We start from the raw sequence: 19,984 nt of genomic DNA on the forward strand, positions 1-19,984 counted from the left end.
CTATCAAGGGAGAAACCCATGCACGCAGTTGTTCGTGTCTGGAATCGCGCGGAAGAAATGCTGGTGGCGTTCCTGCTTGCAGGCATGACCCTGGTCACTTTCGCGTACGTGGTGTTCAACAACCTTTATGGCGTTTTCTACTTTCTAGGGGATTCGCTGCCCTTCGCCAACGACGCCATGCTCGGCATTGGCGACAAAATTCTATACATCGCCCAAGAGATGACCTGGAGCGTAGCGCTGACCAAGGCCATGTTTGGCTGGCTGATCTTTGTGGGGTTGGCCTGGGGCGTGCGGATTGGCGCGCACATTGGTGTCGACTTGCTGGTGCGCCAGTTCAATCCTGCCAACCAACGACGTGTGGCCATGCTTGCAGTGTTCATTTGCCTGGGCTACTGCGCCCTGATAGCGTATTCGAGTGAGCAGTGGGTGGCTACTTTGTATGAGGTCGGGACCAGTGCTGAAGACCTGGACCGGTTCGGCATTGCCCAATGGCAGATCGTAATGATCGTGCCCATCGGTTTTGCGCTGATGTTCGTGCGCTTCCTGCAGATTTTCATCCGTATCGTGCAAGGCAAACAGCAGGGGCTGGGCTTGCACAGTGAAGTGGATGACGCCGTCAAACTGGCGGAAAACGACCAGTCGGGGACCGAAAAATGACCATTGCCTTCCTTTTTGTCGCCCTGTTCGTGCTGATGTTTGTCGGTATTCCGGTGGCGATCTCCCTGGGGCTGTCCGGGGCCATGACCATTCTATTCTTCAGTAACGACTCGGTTCGTTCCCTGGCGATCAAGCTGTTCGAAACCAGCGAGCATTACACGCTGCTGGCCATTCCTTTCTTTCTGTTGTCCGGCGCATTCATGACCAGCGGTGGCGTAGCCCGTCGCCTGATCGACTTCGCCAACGCCTGCGTCGGTCATATCAAGGGTGGCCTGGCCATCGCGGCGATCCTTGCCTGCATGCTGTTTGCGGCATTGAGCGGTTCGTCGCCAGCCACAGTGGCAGCGGTCGGCTCGATCGTTATCGCCGGTATGGTGCGCTCTGGCTACAAGCAAGACTTTGCCGCCGGTATTGTGTGCAACGCGGGTACTCTGGGCATCCTGATTCCACCCTCGATTGTCATGGTGGTTTACGCCACCGCAACCGAAACCTCGGTCGGCAAGCTGTTCATGGCGGGCGTCGTTCCGGGCCTGCTGCTGGGGCTTGTGTTGATGGTCACCATCTACATCATGGCCCGCGTGAAAAACATGCCCTCGTTGCCGCGGGCCTCGTTCAAGGAAATCATGACCGCAGGCCGTCGGGCCGGTTGGGGCCTGATGTTGATAGTGATCATCCTTGGCGGTATTTATTCGGGCATGTTCACACCCACCGAAGCCGCCGCCGTGGCCGCAGTCTATGCCGCTTTTGTGGCCATCTTCATCTACAAGGACATGACCGTTCGTGAATGCCCGAAGGTGATTATCGAAGCGGGCAAGCTGAGCGTGGTCCTGATGTTCATCATCGCCAACGCCATGCTGTTCGCCCACGTACTGACCACCGAGCAGATCCCGCAGTCGATCACTGCCTGGGTGGTCGAGCAGGGCTTTACGCCGATTGAATTCCTGCTGGTGGTCAATATCGTATTGCTGGTTGCGGGCACCTTTATGGAGCCGTCCGCGATCATCTTGATTCTTGCACCCATCCTGTTTCCGATCGCAATGCAACTGGGCATCGACCCGATCCACCTGGGCATCATCATGGTGGTGAATATGGAAATCGGACTGATCACACCACCAACCGGGCTCAATCTGTTTGTCACCTCAGCGGTCACGGGCATGCCGCTCACCCGCGTGGTGCGCGCGGTTTCGCCTTGGCTGATGGTGATGCTGGCCTTCCTGGTGCTGGTGACCTACGTGCCGTTTGTTTCCCTGGCGTTGCCGAACTGGTTGGGGATGTAATTACAACGCAGGGGGAGCGACCCAATCTGTGGCAGTTGATTGTTGAGCAACGTGATTTCCATTCGCGAAATGAGCAGTGCCCTCGAACACGGTGACCGAGAAAAAGGAGGAGGGCGCCGCTGCATGCAGACGAAAAAATAGGTTGTCTCGTTTTCATGGGGCGGTACCTCGACAACACTGAGCCCCCGGCACTAGGCGCCAATGGTCTAATATTCACAACTTTTTGATCTGGGTAATATTGAGAGGGAGCTAACTGTATTAGGTTTTAGAGGAAAAATTTGTGAGTGCGCAAGCGCAAGGTTCAGGATTAAGAATTTTCACCGCAGTGATAACTGCCATTTTTTCGCTTGTTTTATTAATAGGCGGAATATGGCTGGCATCATTGGGTGGTTCTTTGTATTACATCATCGCCGGCATTGGGCTGCTCATTTGTGCAGTCTTGCTTTGGCGACGATCCGCAGCGGCGATCTGGCTTTACGGATTGCTGATGCTGGCGACCGTTCTATGGGGGCTATGGGAGACCGGCTCGGATTTCTGGGCATTAGTACCTCGCTTCGATATTCTCGGCGTGCTGGGCATCTGGCTGCTGATTCCGGCAGTGACGCGTGGCATTGATGCGCGTTTGAAAGCCAGCAAAGTGTTTTTGTCGGCCACCCTGGCTTTCGCGATCGCTGTGTTGGTCTACTCGATCTTCAACGACCCTCAGGAAATCAACGGCAGTCTGACTTCGGCCCAACCTGCGCAAGCCCAACCGGTTGACGGCATTGCCCCAGGCGACTGGCCAGCCTATGGCAGAAGCCAGGCAGGAACCCGTTATTCGCCACTTAGCCAGATCAACGACAGCAATGTGAAAGATCTGGAGGTCGCGTGGACTTTCCACACCGGTGAGTTCAAAACTGATAATGACTCGGGTGAGACCACTAACGAAGTGACGCCGATCAAGATTGGCGACAACATGTATATCTGCACTACCCACCAAAAACTGGTGGCGCTTGATCCAGCGACCGGCAAGGAAAAGTGGACATTCGATCCGCAACTCGTATCCGACCCTTCGTTTCAGCATCTGACTTGCCGTGGTGTTGCATATTACGACCAGGCCAACACGGAGGAATTTGCGACCAGCTTGAAAGACGTCGCTCCGGTCCAAACCAGTTGCCCTCGTAAAGTGCTGCTGCCGGTCAACGATGGTCGTCTGTTCGCAATCAATGCCGACAATGGCGAACGCTGTTCAGACTTCGCTGAAAATGGCGAGCTGGACCTCAAAAAAATGCAGCCCTATACCTATCCGGGCGCTTTGATGCCGACGTCTCCACCCGTGGTGTCTGGCACAACGATTGTGATTGCCGGCTCTACCACCGATAACTTTTCCGTACATGAGCCTTCTGGCGCGATTCGCGGTTACGACGTCAACAGCGGCGCTCTGAAATGGGTGTTCGATACGGGCGCAGAAGATCCAAACGCAATTCCTGGCCCTGGCCAGACACTGGTCAACAACTCGCCTAACGCTTGGCCTCCACTGGCGTACGATGCCAAGATCGATATGGTCTACATCCCGACCGGCAACCCTACGCCAGACATCTGGGGCGGTAACCGTACCCCTGTGATGGAGCGTTATGCCAGTGCGATTGTGGCGTTGAATGCTTCAACCGGTAAGTTGGCGTGGAGCTTCCAGACTACCCACCATGACCTGTGGGATATGGATGTACCGGCGCAACCAACCTTGGCGGATGTGAAAACGCCGGCGGGTGACACCGTTCCTGCGGTGTATGTGCCTACTAAAGCGGGCAACATGTTCGTTTTCGATCGTCGTGACGGCAAGCCGATCGTACCTGTCACTGAAATGCCAGTGCCTGAGGGTGAAGCAGCTCCTGGTGACTGGGTCAGTCCGACACAGCCTCGTTCCGCACTGAACTTGACCCCGATCCAGACATTGACCGACAAGAACATGTGGGGCGCCACCATGTTTGACCAGTTGATGTGTCGAGTGATCTTCAAGCGCCTCAACTATAACGGCCAGTACACACCGCCTTCAGAAAACGGCACGCTGGTTTTCCCAGGTAATCTCGGTGTATTTGAATGGGGCGGTATTTCCGTCAACTCTGATCGCCAGATAGCGCTAATGAATCCGATGGCGCTGCCTTTCGTGTCCAAACTGATTCCACGTGGGCCTAATAACCCGCTGTGGCCTGAAGAAGGTGCGAAGGGGTCTGGTACTGAAACGGGCATTCAGCCTCAGTATGGCGTGCCGTATGGCGTTGAGATCAATGCATTTCTCTCGCCGCTAGGTCTGCCCTGCAAAGCGCCGGCATGGGGTTACGTTGCCGGTGTGGATCTGAAAACCCACGAGGTCGTGTGGCGTAAGCGTATTGGTACGGCGCGGGACAGCCTTAAGGGTATCCAGTTGCCGCCGATGAAGATTGGCGTGCCAATGTTGGGCGGCCCGATTTCGACTGCCGGCAACCTCATGTTTATCGCGGGCACTCAGGACAACTACCTGCGCGCCTATGACGTCACCAATGGCGATCTGCTTTGGCAGGCCCGTTTGCCAGCTGGTGGTCAGGCGACACCGATGACCTATGAGTCGAACGGTAAACAGTACGTTGTGATCATGGCCGGCGGCCATGGCTCGTTCGGTACGAAGATGGGCGACTCTCTGATCGCTTACGCGTTGCCCGATTCTAAAGGGAAATGATGTAGCCCCAATCTCTGCTAAAAACTAGAGACCTCTGAGCGGCCAGTTGTGTGAACCACAACTGGCCGCTTTGGGGTCTTTTTTATTGGCCTCACGATAATCTTCAGTAGCTGGTGTGAAGTCCCAGGATGTTTCTGAATGGGCGCAAAAGGCGATGTTAAGTTTTTTCTCAGCCTGAGCAGGGGTTGGCCCATCATTCAGCTGTAACTATAGTCATGCCTACAACCTGACAGGGCGTACACCCAATGCTTACTAACCTTTGGTATGTCGTTCTCCCATCGTCACAGCTGACTGACGGACTCAAGCCAGTCCGATTACTTGGGCAACCTTTCGTAGCGTTCCGCGATGACGCGGGTGTTGCTCACTTGCTATCGGATGTTTGCGTGCATCGAGGCGGTTCGTTATCGGCCGGCATTCAGGTAGGCAATAGCGTGCAGTGCCCCTATCACGGCTGGCGGTTTGGGCCTGACGGCATCTGTACGCTCATTCCCGCGCAGCCAGACATGCGAATTCCGGCGAAAGCCCGGGTCGATGCGTACCCGACGTTGGAACGATACGGTTGGGTCTGGGCTTTTTTGGGTGACCTCCCCGAAGCGCAACGTCCGCCTTTACCCACGCTCGACTGGGTCGACGATCCTGCCATCCGCACAGTTGCCGGCCATTTTGACTGGGAGGCCAGTTGGGATCGAATTATCGAAAATGGCCTCGATTTCGCGCACGCATCTTTTGTACATGGCTCAACCTTCGGTGATCCGGATCATCCCGAGATTGATTCATTCGATGTCGAAAGCGATAGGTGGAGTGGCCGTGCGCAAATGCTCATGCGCAGGCCGGTACGTAAAGGTCTGCTGAGGCGCAAGTCATCAAGTGAGTTTGTCAGCGTGGTCACTGTTCCGGGTTTTCATTTGTCCGGCCCATGTACAACGCTGGAACTCCAGTTACCGAACGGCTGGCGGATCTACATCGTCTCCGCGCATGTCCCGATTGACGCAAACCGCACACGAACCTGGTGGATGATGGGCAGAACGTTTCTGCGTTCGAGGCTGCTTGATCGCAAGTTCATTGGCAGCAACCTCCGTATTTTTGAACAAGATCATGACGTGCTAAAAAAAGTGCGTCCCGAGCGTGTGCCGGACTCATTTCAGCAAGAGGTTTCGCTGAAGTCTGATGCACTGCAGATTGCCTTTCGCAAAAGTGTACAAGTCCTTGAACAGCGCGGCTGGCGTATCGATGAAGAACGTCTTGCGCGAACGTTCACGGGACGAAAGGCTTGCGCAGTACCGTGCCCCGAACGCCAGCATGTTCGCGCTTGGGCGATTGAGCCTATTCCGTTAGTGGATATCACCCGCGAACACGAATGATTGTGCGCCAAGGCCATTTGAGCTTTTTCCACGAACTCTCATAGGCGGAAATTGGGAATAAGGAAAAAGAGGAGGAGGGTGAAGCGTATTCTTGCACTGGTATTAATGAACCCATAAAGGCAGCCGGCAGATTTCTAAATCAGGGGGGTAATCCCACCTGAAAAAAGTACTCATCAGAAGTAGAATTTTCTCCTGACCGGATCAAGGAAATTTTGCGTGAAGGCATCGCGTTTTTCAGACAGCCAAATCATGGCCATCCTCAAGCAAGCCGAGGCCGGAACTCCTGCACCAGAGCTGTGCCGCGAGCACGGCATCAGTTCGGCTACGTTCTACAAGTGGCGTACCAAGTTCGGCGGTATGGCCGCATCGTTGCTGACTCGACTGCGCGAGTTGGAGGACGAAAACCGGCGACTTAAAAAAATGTACGCCGAAGAGCGCCTCAAAGCCGAAATCATCCAGGAAGCTATGGCAAAAAAGTGGTGAAGCCATCGCGACGACGAGAGATGGCGCAGGAAGTGGTTCGTTCAGGTCGGTGCAGCATCAAGTTGGCGTGCCTGGCTTTCAGAGTTAGCCTCACGTGCTAACGCTATCAGCCGCGTTTGGCCCCTGAAAATGCCGCGATTGCCGATAAACTGATCCAACTCACGTACAACCAGCGTAACTGGGGGTTTGGCTTGTGCTTTCTGTATCTGCGCAACGTGAAGGGCTATCGCTGGAATCACAAACGGGTTTATCGGATTTACCGCGAACTGGAGCTGAATCTACGCATCAAGCCACGTAAGCGCATCGTACGCGAGAAACCTGAGCCGCTTGCCGTTCCTGAAACCGCTAATCAGTGCTGGTCGATGGATTTCATGCATGATCAATTGGCGGATGGGCGCAGCTTTCGGGTCTTCAATTTGATTGATGATTTCAACCGTGAAGCCCTGAGCATGGAAATTGATTTGTCTCTGCCGGCTGAACGTGTGGTGCGGGCGCTGGATCAGGTCATTGAGTGGCGCGGGAAACCGCAGGCAATCCGCAGTGATAACGGCCCCGAATTTGTCAGTGCCAAACTTACAGTCTGGGCCGAAAAACGGGTTATCCGTTTGGAATATATTCAGCCGGGCAACCCGCAGCAGAACGCCTACGTCGAACGCTATAACCGCACGGTCCGTTACGACTGGCTGGGCCATTACTTATTTGAATCGATAGCTGAAGTCCAGGACTACGGGACAAACTGGATCTGGACATACAATCACGAGCGCCCGAATATGGCCCTCGGAGGAATCACTCCCAAACAGAAATTGGCCCTGGTGGCCTGACCTCTATTTTTGGTGAATGCTAAAAATGGGGGGATTACCCTTTATCTGCAAGAGCAACTGGTGGTTTATGCCGGTCTGCCCGTACGGGGTTGTGATCGTGTTGCTACTGATGCTGTTGCCGCCGATAGCATTTGATTTCTGGAGGCGGATTTACCTCGCGGCCTAAGGCGTTACTCCCCCCAGCCTTCGCGCACGGCCCGGCGTATTGCTTCGAGCAACATGGCAAACGCCGGGTTGTCGTTATTTTCTCGCCAAATAAGGTGCAATTCGCTTTGCACCCCTTCGCCCAGATCGATATCGCGAAAAATCACGTTTTTGAACACCACGCTGCTTGCACAGCGCGGCACCAGGGCCAGGCCCATCCCGGCATTGACTAGCGCCAGAATGGTGAGCGAAGAACCGAGCCATTGCACGTACTGCGGTGCCACGCGAGCTGATCGCAGCATGCCGGTCAGCAGTTCGTTGAACGGTGGATACGCTGCGTGGGAATACATCAGAAAGGGCTGGGCATCCAAGTCTTTGACTGAGATATCGCTGGCGTGGGCTAACGGGTGATGCCGGGGCAGCGCTAGGACAAAGGGTTCGCGAACAAGGCACTCGGTAGCGTAGCCGGGCTCCAGCAGCGGTGCCCGGGCGATGCCAAGATCGACTCGTCGTGCGCGCAACGCTTCATGCTGTTGGTAGGTGTTCATCTCTGAAAGGTCAATTTTGACGTGGGGTTGCTTGAGCCTCGCTTCAGCAATGACCTTTGGCAAAAACTCATACACCGCGCTGCCTACAAAACTGATGTTGACCGAACCGATATCACCCTCTGCGAAGCGTCGGGCGTTGGTCGCCGCTTGCTGAGCACGCTCCAGCAGGTTTTGTGCTTCGATGAAAAAAGCCCGGCCCGCTGCGGTCAGGGCCACGCTGCGGGTGGTGCGGGTAAACAGTTCCACGCCCAAGTGGTGCTCCAGCAATTGAATCTGCCGACTGAGGGGCGGCTGGGTCATGTTCAACCGTTCAGCAGCACGCCGAAAGTTAAGTTCTGTGGCTACCGTGGTGAAGCAGCGCAGCTGGGTCAATTCGAACATTGATCTAATCCTGATATCAATCGAATGCCAAGTTAGATTAGACGGGAACAATGTGCGCGTCCATCATCGGGCTGTCCCTAAAAAAACAATGATTGGGAGTTGCCCCTTTGAATACCCTTCACCCGATGCCTGACGCCACGGTACTTGCCCGGGCCGCGTCCAAGGTAAAGCGTCATGTTCTGCCCTTGTTTGTGGTGATGTTCATCGTCAACTACATCGATCGGGTCAATATTGGCTTTGTTCGCAGTCATTTGGAAACCGATCTGGGCATTGGCGCCGCCGCTTATGGTCTGGGAGCTGGGTTGTTCTTCATTGGTTACGCGATCTTCGAAGTGCCGTCCAATATGCTGCTGCAGCGCTACGGTGCTAGAGCCTGGTTGACCCGTATCATGTTCACGTGGGGCGCGGCGGCAATGGCGATGGCTTTTGTGCGCGGTGAAACCAGTTTCTATGTGCTGCGCTTTATTCTGGGCGCGGCAGAGGCGGGCTTCTTCCCGGGGATCATCTACTACTTCACTCAGTGGTTGCCGTCGACTGAGCGGGGTAAGGCGATGGCGGTCTTCCTCAGCGGCTCGGCGATTGCCTCAGTGATCTCCGGCCCGGTGTCCGGAGCCCTGTTACACGTAAGTGGTTTTAGCCTGCACGGCTGGCAATGGATGTTCCTGATAGAAGGTTTTGCCTCGATTGTTCTCTGCGCGTTCGTCTGGTTCTGGCTGCAATCCCATCCTCGTGATGCGAAATGGTTGAGCGAAGAAGAGAAGGGCGCATTGATCAACGCGATTGCTCTGGAGCAACAAGCCCGTGAGGCGGTGCTAACGGTCAAACCTTCAATGTTGAGGCTGCTTGCCGACAAGCAGATCGCCTTGTTTTGCTTCATTTACTTCTCCATTGCTCTGACTATTTATGGCGCGACATTCTGGCTGCCCAGCATGATCAAAAAGATGGGCAGTTTTGATGATTTCCAGGTTGGGTTGTTCAACTCGATTCCGTGGTTGATTTCCATTGTTGCCATGTATGGTTTTGCCGGAATGGCCAGCAAATGGAAACACCAGCAGGCTTGGGTCGCGCTGACGCTGGTGATTGCCTCGCTTGGTATGTTCATGTCGACTACCGGCGGCCCTGTGTTCGCATTTATCTCCATCTGTTTCGCCGCGATTGGTTTCAAGGCAGCTTCAGCGCTGTCCTGGCCGATTCCTCAGGGCTATCTGGACGCGCGTATCGCGGCGGCAGTCATCGCGTTGATCAACTCTATCGGTAATCTTGGCGGGTTCGTTGCACCTACCGCGTTTGGCTTTCTGGAGCAAACCACGGGCTCTATCGAGGGTGGTCTGTACGGGCTTGCAGCCACATCGCTATTAGCGGCGGTGGTGATATTTTTTATTCGCACAACGCCAACAGGCCAAGCTCAACCCAACCCTACTCACAGCACCTTGAAAATCGACCCTGCGGGAGCCGCTTCTTGAAAATCACACGAGTTACCGTCACCCCCATCGCATTCCGTGATCCACCGTTGCTCAATGCCAGCGGTATTCACGAACCTTATGCCCTGCGCTCCATCATCGAAATAGAGAGCGACACTGGCTATATCGGCCTCGGTGAAAGCTATGGCGACGCCCCTGCGCTGGCGATCCAGCAGCAGTTACAGGCGCAATTGATAGGCCTTGACCCGTTTAACCTGAATCAGTTGCGGGCAATCGTCCGGGCTACCGTGGCAGCCCACGCACCGCAGAGTATTGCAGGCGCGGAACTGGCGCCTGGCTCTCATGCGAGCAAGGCAGTCAGCAACGCTTACTCGGCGTTCGAAGTAGCGTTTTTAGACCTGCAAGCTCGTTCCTTGAATGTGCCCTTGGTGGATTTGCTAGGTGGCGCGGTACGTGATGAAATCCCGTTTAGCGCCTACCTGTTTTTCAAGTACGCGCAGCATGTGGATTCGCCTTACCAACTAGATTCTTGGGGTGAAGCGCTGAACGAGGAACAGATCGTCGCCCAAGCACGGAGAATGATTGAGACTTACGGCTTCAAGAGCATCAAGCTTAAGGCTGGGACTCTACCCCCTGAGCACGAAGTGTCGTGCATCAAAGCTCTGAACAAAGCCTTCCCAGGATATCCGTTACGCATTGACCCCAATGGTAACTGGTCTCTGGAAACCTCAATTCGGATGGCGCAGTTGTTGGGTGACGAGCTGCAATATTACGAAGATCCAACGCCTGGCCTGGAGGGCATGTCCGAGCTGCACAAACTCACTGGTTTGCCGTTGGCAACGAACATGGTCGTCACTGACTTTGACGAGTTCAGGCGCAGCGTTGCCCTCGACAGCGTGCAAATCGTTTTGGCCGATCATCATTACTGGGGCGGACTGCGTGATACTCAGCACCTGGCAAAGATGTGCCAGACATTTGGTGTTGGAGTATCCATGCACTCCAATTCACACCTGGGTATCAGCCTGATGGCCATGGCCCATGTTGCCGCGTCGGTGCCCAATCTAGACTATGCCTGCGACACTCACTATCCGTGGCAAGAGCCTGATGAAGAGGTGGTCAAAGGCGGAAAAATACCCATCGTTGATGGTTGCGTGAAAATCACTCGTGCGCCAGGACTTGGGCTTGAGCTGGATTACGGGCAATTGGCAAAGTTGAATGATCTTTACCTTACTTGCGGTATTCGACAGCGTGATGATGTGAAACAAATGCAGCGGTACAAGCCTGACTGGCAAGCGTTAAAACCTCGGTTCTGATGAGTTCGCGTTGTGGACTGCTCGCTGCGTTCAGCGAGCAGTGGAAGAGATGTTGAGAGATCACATGCATCCGCTTGGCCAGCACCTTGTCAACGGTGTTCAAATAGAATCTGCAGGCTACAAGTGATTTGTTGGCCTTGGGGGCAGTGCTAGGATCTGTTTTTCTGACATAGCACCTCGTTTAACATAATATACATTATGCGAACCTTCGTATTGGGGCGTCAGGGTCAGTGGAGGCTGCTTTTCAACAGGCTTTCAGTCGTCCAAGCCCAGATCCTTCTTTGCGTCCGCCGCTGAATGCATTGCTTCTTGACCTTGACGGACACGCTGCAAAATCTTCAACGCTTCAATGTGTATTTTGGCGCGTGTTACAACGGCCATTGCTTCGGCAACATGAGCCGCATCGCCAGTGACGTTGCCCGATGAGCAGATAAGCGAAATTAGCCTTGTCATTGGTGACTCACTGACTGTTAAGAAAAAGCCTGATGTAACGATAACGCTAACTACATTCGCTCATAAGGGTCATAGGGAATCTGCTTTTTTTGAACCAGGTCATAGCCATTGCTATGACCTGGTACAACAACTGAACAATCATCAAGGGTAATCATTACCACCGTTTGGGTAACGGCACCGGTGAATACGGTTCAGGGCCATTTTCCATCCAAGCAATGCACCATGCTTTTCGATTGCTAACAATGCGTAATTTGAGCAGCTTGGCTCATACCTGCAGGCGTCTCTAAGTCGACTAGGCCCAATATGCTGATAGAGCTGAATTGAGCGAACTGAAAGCCAAGAAATCACTGTGGTTTACGGAAAGAAATGACGTAATAGCTGGCCATCGAATCTTTGTGGCCTTTAAGAGCATCAAAGCAACCGGCCTTAACCGACACACCAATAGAGTCAATTCGGTAAAACTCCCAGCCCTCGGAAGCGTAGTCATTAACGACCGTTTCCAAGTAGACAGCGGCTTCATTACCACGGTGTTTGTTCGCTTTAACCTCAATGTTCGGTGGAAGTTGAACCATTTTATACACGTACATCGCACTATCCTTGCGTCAGGGCTTGATTGGCACCTTGCTGGGCATACTGGTCCGGCAAAATGAATTCAATAGTAGCCATTTGACATCAATGACACTAGCTCCTCATTTCTTTTGAACAGCATGCTGATGTTCACTCCAGAGCTTCTGGATGAACATTTATATCTGTAAGTTATAACTAAACTAAATGGTTGTTTAGTTTAGTTATATTTGAGGCCCGCAATTCAGGTCATCCGATACATAGTGGCGAGCCTCGGGCATCTCCGCACCCACGTGTACCAGTCACCCTATTTTTACCTGTTGAACACTGACAATTTGTCGCAGGCCCGGGTTTTTGATAAAGTCGCAAAACTAACTGTTTAGTACATAGCTAAATGTGCCTGCCGGTTTTCGCTTTGAGCCTTGGGCTTAGGGCGTTGTTTATGACCTCCAGATGCTGCAGTTCGCTATAGTCGAAGGGCTATTGCCCTCCTCCCTCCCGTTTTTTTGCTTCAGTAGGGTCCCGCCACATGAATAAGTCACAACCTTCGGCCTCTGTCAGCCGCTGGCCCGTTTGGGTCGCCGCCTTCGGTGTGCTGGTCTTCGGATTACTCTTTGTAGCCGGTGGCGGTTATCTCGCCACGCTGGGCGGTAGCCTCTATTTCCTGTTAGCCGGCATTGGGATGATTGTTTCATCCGTTCTGCTGTTCAAGCAGCGTCTGCTGGGTGCATGGCTATTTGCAGCGGTCATGATCGCCTCCATTGTCTGGGCCCTGCTGGATGCAGGCCTGGTCTTCTGGCCGCTGGTTTCGCGGCTGTTCGCATTGGCTGTGCTTAGCCTTGTCGTCGCTCTGGTCTACCCGACATTACGCACAGCCAATGGTCAGACCGGTAACGGTGGTTACGCTCTAAGTGCGGTGCTGGCCGTGGCCATTGCTGCGGGTTTCTGGGGCATGTTTCAGCCTCACGCTTCGGTGTCGCCGACCGGTGATGGCCCGGGTCTTACCAAGGTTGACCCGGCTAAGGCCCAGAAGAACTGGGAGCATTACGGTAATGATGAAGGCGGCAGCCGCTTCGCTGCAGTGGATCAGATCAACCGTGACAACGTTTCCAAACTGGTTCCAGCCTGGACTTACCACACCGGCGACGTCGCAATCAGTGATGGCAATGGCGCTGAAGATCAGATGACGCCTCTGCAAGTGGGCGACAAGGTGTTTATCTGCACCCCGCACAACAACCTGATCGCGCTGGATGCCGATACCGGTAAAGAGCTGTGGAAGAACAACATCAATGCCAAGTCAGCGGTATGGCAGCGTTGCCGTGGGCTGGCTTATTTTGATGCAAGCGCGCCGATTGCTCAGCCAACCGATGGCAGCACGCCGGCCGTAGCGGTCTCGGTTGAGCCAGGTGCAGCTTGTCAGCGTCGTCTTTTGACCAACACCATCGATGCACGTCTGATCGCAGTCGATGCTGACACCGGCAAGTTCTGCGAAGATTTCGGCAACCATGGTCAGGTAGATCTAAAGGCTGGCTTGGGCAATGTGCCGGATTCTTTCTACCAGCTGTCGTCTGCACCGCTGATGGCGGGTACCACAGTGGTGGTTGGCGGCCGTGTGGCAGATAACGTTCAGACCGATATGCCGGGCGGCGTTATTCGCGGGTTTGACGTAATCACTGGCGCGATGCGCTGGGCATTTGACCCGGGTAATCCGCAAGATAAACAAGCTCCTGCTGAGGGTCAGACTTACGTTCGCAGCACGCCCAACAGCTGGGCGCCGATGTCTTATGACCCGCTGATGAACACGATTTTCCTGCCTATGGGCAGCTCGTCTACCGATATTTACGGGGTGGAACGTACTGATCTGAACCACAAGTACGGCGCTTCGGTGTTGGCACTCAACGCCACTACGGGTGATGAAAAGTGGGTGTATCAGACTGTCCACAATGATTTGTGGGACTTTGACCTGCCTATGCAGCCGAGCCTGATCGACTTCGCCAAGCCTGACGGCAGCAAGGTGCCGGCGCTCGTCATTGGTACCAAGGCCGGTCAGATTTATGTTCTGGATCGCCACACTGGCCAGCCGTTGACCCAAGTTGAAGAAGTTCCGGTCAAAGCGTCCAACATCCCGAACGAACCTTACTCGCCGACTCAGCCGAAATCGGTCGGTATGCCGCAGATTGGCGCTCAAACCCTGACTGAATCGGATATGTGGGGCGCTACTCCGTTCGATCAGATGCTGTGCCGAATCTCGTTCAAGAAAATGCGTTACGACGGTTTGTACACCGCACCGGGTACCGATGTGTCCCTGAGTTTCCCGGGGTCGCTGGGCGGTATGAACTGGGGCAGTCTGTCGACCGATCCGGTGCACGGCTTTATCTTCGTCAACGATATGCGTCTGGGCCTGTGGGTACAGATGGTGCCTCAGCAAAAAAATGCCATCGCCAACTCCGGTGGTGAGGCCTTGAACACGGGCATGGGCGCTGTACCGCTCAAAGGCACACCTTATGCTGTGAACAAGAACCGCTTTCTGTCAATCGCCGGCATTCCTTGCCAGGCACCGCCCTTCGGCACGCTGACGGCTATCGACATGAAAACCCAGAAAGTTGCGTGGCAAGTACCGGTTGGCACCGTACAGGACACCGGCCCTCTGGGAATCAAAATGGGCCTGCAACTGCCGATCGGTATGCCAACTCTGGGCGGCACGCTGTCGACTCAAGGCGGTTTGATCTTTATCGCCGGCACGCAGGATTACTACTTGCGTGCGTTTAACTCGGCCAATGGTCAAGAGGCATGGAAAGCACGCCTGCCCGTTGGCAGCCAAGGTGGCCCGATGACGTTTGTGTCGCCTAAAACCGGCAAGCAATACATTGTCATCACCGCGGGTGGCGCTCGCCAGTCGGCTGATCGTGGTGATTACGTGATCGCTTACGCACTGCCTGATAAAGAGTAAATTTGAAGCAATAAAAAAGACCCGCTGATAGAGCGGGTCTTTTTTTGGTTGGTTGTTACGTTTGAGTCAACAACACGCGCGTCACTCGGCGCTCTTCCACTTCTACGACCTTCAATGTCCAGCCTTCCCACGACAACGTATCGCCAATCATGGGCAGACGGTCCAGCAAGCTCATGACCATCCCGCCCAGTGTCTGGTAGTCATCCGTGGCCTTGGCCGGGAAACCGGTGTGCAGGCCGATCTGGCTCAGGTTCAAAGCACCACTTACCAGAAATCCACCCTCCTGCGGCACGATGTTCGGACCTTCAATTTCGCTGGCATCTGGCAGTTCGCCTGCAATCGACTCAAGAATGTCGGTCATGCTGACAAGGCCGGTGAAATCGCCGAATTCGTTGACCACAAACGCAATGTGGGTCGACTCTTTGCGCATTTGTTCCAATGCATTAAGGATCGAGAAGCTGTCGAGCAAATTGATAGCCGTGCGAGCCATCGCTTCTAGGTCGGGTTCGTGACCTGCCAGCAGCTCCTTTAACAGTTCCTTCTTGTGAACAAAGCCCAAAGGTTCATCGATGCGCCCTGCCCTGATCAACGGTAATCTTGAGTACGACGAGTGCATTAATGTAGTGCGAATCGTCTCAGGCGAGTCAGACAAATCTATATGATCAATGTCCGAACGCGGCGTCATGATCGAGCGTATGGGGCGCTCCGCCAGTTGCAGAACACCACTGATCATGACGCGCTCGCGACGATGGAACACCTCCTCGCTCTCCCCGCCTTCGAGCATGTCGGCGATTTCTTCTCCCACCTCGTCCACATCCATTGTGCGACCGCCCATCATGCGCAGCACCGCATGAGCCGTACGCTCACGCATGGGACGCAGCCCTTGCAGGCTTTTTTTACGTCGTGAACGGGCAATCTGGTTAAACAATTCGATCAGAATCGAGAAGCCAATCGCAGCGTACAAATAGCCTTTCGGGATATGGAAGCCCAAGCCTTCAGCCGTCAGGCTGAAGCCGATCATCATCAAGAAGCCCAGGCAGAGCATGATCACAGTGGGATGGCTGTTGACGAATTTGGTCAGCGGCTTGCTGGCAATGATCATCAGGCCAATGGAAATCACCACAGCGATCATCATGACCGCCAAGTGCTCAACCATGCCCACGGCCGTAATCACCGCGTCCAGCGAGAACACGGCATCGAGCACCACGATCTGCGCCACAATTGGCCAGAACATCGCATACACGGGGTTCGAGACTTTTTCAGCGACATGACCTTCGAGTCGCTCATGCAGTTCCATCGTGGCTTTGAACAACAGGAACAGACCACCAAACAGCATGATCAGATCGCGTCCCGAGAACGACTTCTCAAACACTTCAAACAGAGGCTCGGTGAGTGTCACCATCCACGAGATACTGGCCAGAAGGCCCAGTCGCATCAGCAGTGCCAGAGTCAATCCGATGACGCGTGCACGGTCGCGCTGCTCAGGTGGCAGTTTGTCCGCCAGAATGGCAATAAACACCAGGTTGTCGATACCGAGAACCAATTCCAAAACGATCAACGTCAACAAGCCTAGCCAGGCCGTGGGGTCTGCAATCCATTCCATAAAATTTATTCACACACTCGCAAAGTCAGGGAGTGCGCGTAACGCGCACGGACGCACAAAGCTGCAGACAAAGTGCCGAGCTTCAATAAAAGAGTGGTGGGTGCTTCGAATTGAAAAACAGTGGCTGCGCACAGACGGGATGCTGGCAGGGAATAGCGACTGGGAGGCTCCAGGAGCGTGTTCATATAAACCTTTCGGAAATTTGGGGAGGCAATCCTACAGCGCTTTGAGTTTAGAAAGCGTGGCAGACTTATTACAAAATTTAACCAACTGCAGCATCACCAGCTTTTAATGCCAGTGGCCTGTGATTGAGCGGTTAAATCTATTCATCAGGATGCAGACGCTATGAAAGTTCAGTTGCGAGTCGCCCGCGTTGAAGATGCCGAGCCAATCAGTGCGCTTATTCTTGCAGCGCTGCAGGTCTCCAATGCTCAGGATTACCCGCCAGAGGTCATCGCGCTGGTTCAGCAGAACTTCACGGCGGCGCATATCCTTGCTTTGTTGAGCCACCGTCAGGTCTACGTGGCCACGCACAAGGGCCAGGTTGTCGGCACTGCAAGTCTGGACCGGCAAGTGGTTCGCAGCGTATTCGTCGATCCGGGGCTGCAAGGTTCGGGCATCGGCAGCAAATTGATGTCGATGCTAGAGGCCGAGGCTGCACACAATGGGGTAACGGCGTTGAAAGTGCCCTCTTCGATCACCGCTGAGGGTTTTTACCGGTCATTGGGCTATTCAGTAGAGCGCGATGAGTATTTTGGCGCAGAGCGCACGATCATCATGGTCAAACAGCTTTGACTTCAGTGATTACTTATCGGGCTTTGACTGTTGTTGACGAACGGTCGACTGAGCGGTTGTATCGCCCGCTCTGGTTTTTTTACCGTCAGCCACTTCAGGTGAGCGAAGAGCGTCGTTGGCGCGCTCAACCTCACCCGATGGCTTATCCTGTGTTTCAGGATTTTCTGATGGCTTGCTCATTAATGACTTCTTGAGCGATGTGCTCTGTGATGCAACGACGTGCTGTTATGGACTCGAGGGCCGCCAATAAGCCACGCCAGCATCCCAAACAGCGGGACAAAGATAATAATTGCGAGCCACATGAGCCGGCTTGTGGCGTGGCCACCGCTTTTAAGTACAGAATTAATTGCCCAAAATTCCACCAGCAGCAAAATGATGGCCGACGCTACCCAGATATATTGAGTTTCCATACATCACCTCCCGTGTTGTTAGTCTTTAGGGTAGGCGATGCCGCAAGGGTTCCATATTTTATTTAGTTATAACTGGAACCGATCAGTCACATTTCGACGCTCATTATCGTCGCGCATGTCATAAGCGACTGTTGTCGCGATGTTGGCATGGTGAGCGAGTTTTTGTGCAATCGACACGTCGTATTCCTCGATAACCCGGGTGATAAACGAGCGTCGAAAGTCATGGGGCATGATATCGACCCCGATTTGCCTGCCTCGCTGCTTGGCAATGTAGTAAATCGCGTGCTTGGTCAGTCGCTCACGGGTGATGTGATTGCCACGCCGAATCCGGTTAAACAAGAACACATCGTCACTGACGCCTTGTGGCAGTTGCTCGCGGCGAAACGCCAGCCACGCCTCAAGCTTTTCAAAGGCCCAGGCCGGAGCGAACTTGATCAGCTCTTTATTACCCTTGCCGAGAACTTGCAGACTGCGTTCGACCACATTGACTTGCCACAGATCCATGTTCACCGACTCTGACTTGCGCATTCCCGACCCGTACAAGATCGCCATGATCGCCGCATCTCTGAGCCCTTGTGGGCGTGGGTCAGCGGCGCACACGTCCATCAAGTCGCGTATCAGGGTGCGGCGCAGATTGCGGCCCTTGACCAGCCTCGATCCCCCGCCCGCCTTCACGGCACGAATCTTGAGCAGATGGTCCTGCGTAATCAGGCTTTGTTGCCATGCCTGATTCATCACACCACGGATGGCATTGACGTACAGCGATGATGTGTTGGGCGCATAACCGTCTTCACGCAATGCAGCGACCAGTGCTGTGATATGCCCCGGTTGCAACTCCTGCCAGGGGAACTCATCTATTGAAACGTCTTCCACTCCCAAGCGATCAGCCGCGTCTTGCAGGATGTAGCGCATTGTCTGACGGCTAGACGGCGCGAGCCTCTCAAGATAGAGCGATACCGGCGGCCTAACCTGATTGAGCTGGAGGCTGGTAGCAGGTGGGGTAGCGAGGTCAATAGTCGACAAAAGCAATCTCGGTGCGGGCTGAAACAGGTCGTAATATACCCCATATGCACGGCTGCATAATTCGATTTTGCTTCAGAAGGCATGATCTAGAGCGCCGCCCATCCATCCCTCTTCATTTTTTTTAAACTTTTGCGAGTGCGTGCATTCACACCTTAGGCAACCTCTGAAGTTAATCAGGAGCCACGCCATGAAGCACTACCCTACGCCCCCGTTCGCACCGCAAGCGCAATCTGTACCCGGTTCACAGCGCAAAATGGAGCCGCACCCGGACTGTGGTGAGCAGAGCTACAAGGGATCGGGTCGACTGAATAACAAAATCGCATTGATCACCGGTGGCGACAGCGGGATTGGCCGTGCCGTGGCCATTGCTTATGCGCGTGAAGGCGCCGATGTTGCGATCGCCTATCTGGATGAACACGAGGACGCTCAAGAGACTGCTCGCTGGGTCAAGGAAGCCGGTCGTCAGTGTCTGTTACTGCCCGGTGATCTCGCTCAAAAGGAGCAGTGTGAATCCATTGTCGCCAAAACCGTGGCGCAATTCGGACGCATTGATGTACTGGTCAACAACGCGGCCTTTCAAATGACCCACTTCTCACTTGAGGAGATCACGGATGAGGAATGGGTCAGAACGTTTGACATCAACATCACTGCCATCTTCAGAATCTGCAAAGCGGCGTTGCCGCATTTGCGCCCCGGCAGTTCGATCATTAACACCAGCTCCATTAATTCGGATATGCCCAAGCCAACCCTTTTGCCCTATGCCACCACCAAAGGCGCCATCGCCAATTTCACCGGCGGGCTGGCTCAACTGCTGGGGGACAAAGGGATTCGCGTCAACAGCGTGGCCCCCGGCCCTATCTGGACACCCTTGATCGTGGCAACCATGCCGGAAGATGAAGTCAAAGACTTCGGTGGCCAGACCCCGATGGGGCGTCCGGGGCAGCCAGTAGAAGTGGCGCCGGTCTATGTAATGCTGGCCTCTGATGAGTCCAGTTATATCTCCGGTTCCAGAATTGGTGTGACCGGTGGCAAGCCTATTCTGTAAGCCGCACACCTTAAGTGAGCCCCACCCGTCTTGGCGGGGCTCA

At 54.3% G+C, this 19,984-nt stretch carries 17 protein-coding genes and 1 pseudogene; 10 read left to right on the forward strand and 8 right to left on the reverse strand.

Annotation, left to right across the window (positions count from 1 at the left end; translation table 11 throughout):
- The first annotated feature begins 18 nt into the window (after nt 1-18).
- From EQV93_RS19345 to EQV93_RS19365, 5 genes and pseudogenes are all read left to right on the forward strand, one after another.
- Nucleotides 19-657 (forward strand): TRAP transporter small permease, encoded by a 639-nt coding sequence (locus tag EQV93_RS19345; protein WP_240892220.1) that lies wholly within the window; start codon nt 19-21, stop codon nt 655-657.
- Nucleotides 654-1,934, forward strand: coding sequence for a C4-dicarboxylate TRAP transporter large permease protein DctM (dctM, locus tag EQV93_RS19350; protein ID WP_122785999.1), 1,281 nt, complete (start codon nt 654-656; stop codon nt 1,932-1,934). Before EQV93_RS19345 ends, dctM begins: the two co-directional genes overlap by 4 nt.
- 280 nt (nt 1,935-2,214) lie before the next feature.
- Entirely contained in the window at nt 2,215-4,626 is a 2,412-nt protein-coding gene (locus EQV93_RS19355; RefSeq protein ID WP_240892221.1) for a glucose/quinate/shikimate family membrane-bound PQQ-dependent dehydrogenase, read from the forward strand.
- 245 nt (nt 4,627-4,871) lie between these two features.
- Complete coding sequence (locus tag EQV93_RS19360) at nt 4,872-5,987, forward strand: aromatic ring-hydroxylating dioxygenase subunit alpha (RefSeq protein WP_240892222.1); 1,116 nt, start codon at nt 4,872-4,874, stop codon at nt 5,985-5,987.
- Nucleotides 5,988-6,203: 216 nt separating this feature from the next.
- Nucleotides 6,204-7,291: pseudogene (locus EQV93_RS19365) on the forward strand (IS3 family transposase).
- Nucleotides 7,292-7,461: 170 nt separating this feature from the next.
- Here the strand turns inward: EQV93_RS19365 and EQV93_RS19370 are convergent.
- Nucleotides 7,462-8,364, reverse strand: coding sequence for a LysR family transcriptional regulator (locus tag EQV93_RS19370; protein WP_240892223.1), 903 nt, complete (start codon nt 8,362-8,364; stop codon nt 7,462-7,464).
- Between the two features lie 107 nt (nt 8,365-8,471).
- Here EQV93_RS19370 and EQV93_RS19375 point away from each other — a divergent pair, with 107 nt between their 5' ends.
- Together EQV93_RS19375 and EQV93_RS19380 are read left to right on the forward strand one after the other, a co-directional pair.
- Nucleotides 8,472-9,827, forward strand: coding sequence for an MFS transporter (locus EQV93_RS19375; protein WP_240892224.1), 1,356 nt, complete (start codon nt 8,472-8,474; stop codon nt 9,825-9,827).
- Nucleotides 9,824-11,098 carry a glucarate dehydratase family protein gene (locus tag EQV93_RS19380; RefSeq protein ID WP_240892225.1) on the forward strand — a complete coding sequence of 425 codons (1,275 nt, stop codon included), beginning with the start codon at nt 9,824-9,826 and terminating at the stop codon, nt 11,096-11,098. The genes EQV93_RS19375 and EQV93_RS19380 overlap by 4 nt, the downstream gene beginning before the upstream one ends.
- 255 nt (nt 11,099-11,353) lie before the next feature.
- Here EQV93_RS19380 and EQV93_RS19385 read toward each other — a convergent pair whose 3' ends face one another.
- The 3 genes from EQV93_RS19385 to EQV93_RS19395 form a co-directional block, all read right to left on the reverse strand.
- Nucleotides 11,354-11,551, reverse strand: coding sequence for a hypothetical protein (locus tag EQV93_RS19385; protein WP_146426334.1), 198 nt, complete (start codon nt 11,549-11,551; stop codon nt 11,354-11,356).
- Nucleotides 11,552-11,692: 141 nt separating this feature from the next.
- A complete protein-coding gene (gene yidD / locus EQV93_RS19390; protein WP_199750970.1) occupies nt 11,693-11,899 on the reverse strand; it encodes a membrane protein insertion efficiency factor YidD in 207 nt (68 codons plus the stop codon).
- The gene (locus EQV93_RS19395; RefSeq protein ID WP_240892226.1) at nt 11,896-12,138 is read right to left on the reverse strand and encodes a DUF4177 domain-containing protein; all 243 of its coding nucleotides are present in this window, start codon (nt 12,136-12,138) and stop codon (nt 11,896-11,898) included. Before EQV93_RS19395 ends, yidD begins: the two co-directional genes overlap by 4 nt.
- A gap of 506 nt (nt 12,139-12,644) precedes the next feature.
- On the opposite strand from EQV93_RS19395, the gene EQV93_RS19400 reads away from it, so the two are divergent.
- Nucleotides 12,645-15,065, forward strand: coding sequence for a glucose/quinate/shikimate family membrane-bound PQQ-dependent dehydrogenase (locus EQV93_RS19400; RefSeq protein ID WP_240892227.1), 2,421 nt, complete (start codon nt 12,645-12,647; stop codon nt 15,063-15,065).
- 55 nt (nt 15,066-15,120) lie between these two features.
- On the opposite strand, the gene EQV93_RS19405 is transcribed toward EQV93_RS19400, so the two are convergent.
- Nucleotides 15,121-16,668, reverse strand: a complete 1,548-nt coding sequence (locus EQV93_RS19405) for a TerC family protein (RefSeq protein WP_122786041.1) — start codon at nt 16,666-16,668, stop codon at nt 15,121-15,123.
- Nucleotides 16,669-17,013: 345 nt separating this feature from the next.
- Here EQV93_RS19405 and EQV93_RS19410 point away from each other — a divergent pair, with 345 nt between their 5' ends.
- Nucleotides 17,014-17,463, forward strand: a complete 450-nt coding sequence (locus tag EQV93_RS19410) for a GNAT family N-acetyltransferase (protein ID WP_240892228.1) — start codon at nt 17,014-17,016, stop codon at nt 17,461-17,463.
- 9 nt (nt 17,464-17,472) lie between these two features.
- On the opposite strand, the gene EQV93_RS19415 is transcribed toward EQV93_RS19410, so the two are convergent.
- The 3 genes from EQV93_RS19415 to EQV93_RS19425 form a co-directional block, all read right to left on the reverse strand.
- Nucleotides 17,473-17,643 carry a hypothetical protein gene (locus EQV93_RS19415; RefSeq protein WP_240892229.1) on the reverse strand — a complete coding sequence of 57 codons (171 nt, stop codon included), beginning with the start codon at nt 17,641-17,643 and terminating at the stop codon, nt 17,473-17,475.
- Complete coding sequence (locus tag EQV93_RS19420; protein ID WP_122786043.1) at nt 17,643-17,873, reverse strand: PLD nuclease N-terminal domain-containing protein; 231 nt, start codon at nt 17,871-17,873, stop codon at nt 17,643-17,645. Before EQV93_RS19420 ends, EQV93_RS19415 begins: the two co-directional genes overlap by 1 nt.
- A gap of 66 nt (nt 17,874-17,939) precedes the next feature.
- Nucleotides 17,940-18,785: a site-specific integrase gene (locus EQV93_RS19425; protein ID WP_122786044.1), complete on the reverse strand. Its 846-nt coding sequence runs from the start codon at nt 18,783-18,785 to the stop codon at nt 17,940-17,942.
- Nucleotides 18,786-19,083: 298 nt separating this feature from the next.
- Here EQV93_RS19425 and EQV93_RS19430 point away from each other — a divergent pair, with 298 nt between their 5' ends.
- Nucleotides 19,084-19,941, forward strand: a complete 858-nt coding sequence (locus tag EQV93_RS19430) for an SDR family oxidoreductase (RefSeq protein WP_146387468.1) — start codon at nt 19,084-19,086, stop codon at nt 19,939-19,941.
- Nucleotides 19,942-19,984 lie beyond the last annotated feature (43 nt).

This window comes from Pseudomonas sp. TMW22091, from assembly GCF_022496705.1.
In the GTDB taxonomy this organism is placed as follows: Bacteria; Pseudomonadota; Gammaproteobacteria; order Pseudomonadales; family Pseudomonadaceae; genus Aquipseudomonas; species Aquipseudomonas saxonica.

Coding starts and splice junctions, on each gene's coding strand:
- EQV93_RS19345 (WP_240892220.1), top strand. CDS start 19: ATGCACGCAGTTGTTCGTGTCTGGAATCGCGCGGAAGAAATGCTGGTG.
- EQV93_RS19400 (WP_240892227.1), top strand. CDS start 12,645: ATGAATAAGTCACAACCTTCGGCCTCTGTCAGCCGCTGGCCCGTTTGG.
- EQV93_RS19410 (WP_240892228.1), top strand. CDS start 17,014: ATGAAAGTTCAGTTGCGAGTCGCCCGCGTTGAAGATGCCGAGCCAATC.
- EQV93_RS19360 (WP_240892222.1), top strand. CDS start 4,872: ATGCTTACTAACCTTTGGTATGTCGTTCTCCCATCGTCACAGCTGACT.
- EQV93_RS19425 (WP_122786044.1), bottom strand. CDS start 18,785: ATGCGCTACATCCTGCAAGACGCGGCTGATCGCTTGGGAGTGGAAGAC.
- EQV93_RS19420 (WP_122786043.1), bottom strand. CDS start 17,873: ATGGAAACTCAATATATCTGGGTAGCGTCGGCCATCATTTTGCTGCTG.
- EQV93_RS19405 (WP_122786041.1), bottom strand. CDS start 16,668: ATGGAATGGATTGCAGACCCCACGGCCTGGCTAGGCTTGTTGACGTTG.
- EQV93_RS19415 (WP_240892229.1), bottom strand. CDS start 17,643: ATGAGCAAGCCATCAGAAAATCCTGAAACACAGGATAAGCCATCGGGT.
- EQV93_RS19395 (WP_240892226.1), bottom strand. CDS start 12,138: ATGTACGTGTATAAAATGGTTCAACTTCCACCGAACATTGAGGTTAAA.
- EQV93_RS19385 (WP_146426334.1), bottom strand. CDS start 11,551: ATGACAAGGCTAATTTCGCTTATCTGCTCATCGGGCAACGTCACTGGC.
- dctM (WP_122785999.1), top strand. CDS start 654: ATGACCATTGCCTTCCTTTTTGTCGCCCTGTTCGTGCTGATGTTTGTC.
- EQV93_RS19370 (WP_240892223.1), bottom strand. CDS start 8,364: ATGTTCGAATTGACCCAGCTGCGCTGCTTCACCACGGTAGCCACAGAA.
- EQV93_RS19430 (WP_146387468.1), top strand. CDS start 19,084: ATGAAGCACTACCCTACGCCCCCGTTCGCACCGCAAGCGCAATCTGTA.